The following is a 2,180-nucleotide window of genomic DNA, read 5'->3' as shown; positions in this document are numbered from 1 at the left end:
GCTCCTCTACCGACCCGACCCCGTAGCTGGTGCAACTGCGCCAGACCGAACCGGTCCGGGCGCCAGACAATGATGGTGTTGGCTCGAGGCACATCGAGCCCACTCTCGATGATGTCGGTGCTCAACAAAATGTCGCCATCACCGTCAGCGAATCCGACCATGACTTCGTCCAGCTGCCTCCCTTTCATTTCACCGTGCGCCGTCATAACGCCGAGTTCCGGCACCAGCCTGTTCAGCTGGTCAGAGACCGGGCCAATGTCCTCGATGCGAGGAACCACGAAGAAACTCTGTCCACCCCTGTGAAATTCACGCAAGAGGGCCGCGCGCACCGATGCTGGATCGAACGCCGCCAGTATCGTGCGGACGGGACGTCTTTTGGCGGGCGGAGAGTTTAGAACGCTGACATCCTGGATGCCCGACAGCGCCGATTGCAGCGTCCGCGGTATCGGCGTGGCGCTCATGCTCAGCGTGTGAAGGCAGGGCGCCATCTTCCGCAGGGCCAGCTTCAACTTGACGCCGAACCGGTGCTCCTCGTCAATCACCAGCAGTCCAAGATTGGCGAATGTGACGCTCCTGGACGCCAAGGCCTGAGTACCCACGTCGATCGCAACCTGGCCGCTCCGCAGGCCCTCCTTTGCCGCTTTTGCCGTTGCTGCCCCGACCATCCTTGACAGGTGGGCGACCTGCAGGCCCGTTCCTGCGAAACGGCGGCTGAACGTCTCATAGTGCTGTCGTGCCAACACGGTTGTCGGCGCTATGACCGCAACCTGTTTCCCGCAGAGGGCGGCGGCGGCGCAAGCACGCAAAGCCACCTCTGTCTTGCCGAAGCCAACATCACCGCAGACGAGCCGGTTCATTGTTCTCCCCGAGGAAAGGTCGTCGAGCACAGCGCGGATGGCGGCGGCCTGGTCAGGAGTCTCGGTATAGGGAAATTTCGCCGCAAAACGGGCCAAGTCCGCGCGGGAGGGCTTGATGATCTCGGCGGGCTGGCTGGACCTCATCTCGGCAAGGCCCACCAGGCGCTTGGCCAGCCTGTCGATCTCGCGCAACGCAGCCTCGCGTCGCTTGGGCCAGCCCTCGCCGTTGAGGCGATCGAGCGACACTGCCTCCGGTTCCGAGCCGTAGCGCCATATTTTCCCAAAGTCGTCGACCGGAACCAGCAAGGAAGCCCCGCCATGATATTCCAGCCTGACAACATCCTGGTGCTGACCAGCCAAGTCGACCTGTTCGACCGCCGCGAGCACGCCCAGGCCATGGTCTTCATGGACGACGACGTCGCCGATGCGCAACTCGGGTTCGAGTATGCTTGCGGCCATGCCGGCATCCGCCTTCAACGCAGGGCCAAACAGGTCGGCTGCGGCGACCATCGCGATACCGGATTGCGCGTCGACAAACCCTTCATCGAGGACGAAGCCAGCCTTGAGAAGAGAGCCTCTCGCGGCCGAAAGTATTTGCGGTGAGTCGACCGCTTCCTCAGCCCGCCGGCCTAGCTTTCTATTGAGCAGGCGATCTGCTCGCTGCAGTTCAGAGGCATCGCCGGTCAACACCACCCTGGCCCCGGCGCTTGTCTGCCTTGTCACGAATTCAGCGATTTCGTACCCGGGCCGGGCCAGGCGAAAGAATTTGGGAACTCGCTCGGCAGAAACGGCAAGTCTCGTGGAGCGGTTGCGCACGGAAGCATCCCACTCTTCACGCGACAGGTAAAATTGTTCCGGCAAAGGTTTCTCGCGCCCGGCAGCCTCCTGCCTGGCACGGCGTGCATCCTCGATCAGGTCCAGAATTTTGTCGAGCGGCTGCCCGTCGATACCTTCAAGGAAGGAGATCGAGGCGCTCGACGCAGTGTCGAAGACAGATGGCATCGCGCCATATAATGCGACCAGGCGCTCTTCCATCGACGTCGCGCGCATCGCTGTCAGCTCAGGATGATCACCAGCTTTAAACATCAGCTCGGATGCCGGTCCGACAGCAATCGAGTCTCGAACCTGGTCGCTGAGTTGACTGATCGGATCGTAGGTCTTGAGCTCTCGAATGCAGCTGTCTGGGCCAAGGACGACGCGAACGGGGTCCTCCGCGCCAGCGGGGAAGATGTCCATGAGATCGCCCCGAAAAGCTATTTCACCCGGTTCGTCGACCCTCTCGTCGACGACATAGCCAAAAGCTTCGGACCTTGTTCTGAAATC

The 2,180-nt window shown here is 61.7% G+C and carries 1 protein-coding gene; it reads right to left on the bottom strand.

Annotated features, from left to right (window positions below):
- Window positions 1-2,114: DEAD/DEAH box helicase (locus EOA22_RS31280; RefSeq protein ID WP_245478733.1), on the bottom strand; the 2,114-nt coding region annotated here is incomplete at its 3' end.
- Window positions 2,115-2,180 lie beyond the last annotated feature (66 nt).

The sequence above is a fragment of the Mesorhizobium sp. M7A.F.Ca.US.014.04.1.1 genome, from assembly GCF_003998745.1.
GTDB lineage: Bacteria > Pseudomonadota > Alphaproteobacteria > Rhizobiales > Rhizobiaceae > Mesorhizobium > Mesorhizobium ciceri.
Note: the sequence above shows the minus strand (reverse complement) of the source record. Positions and strands in the feature narration are given on the sequence as shown.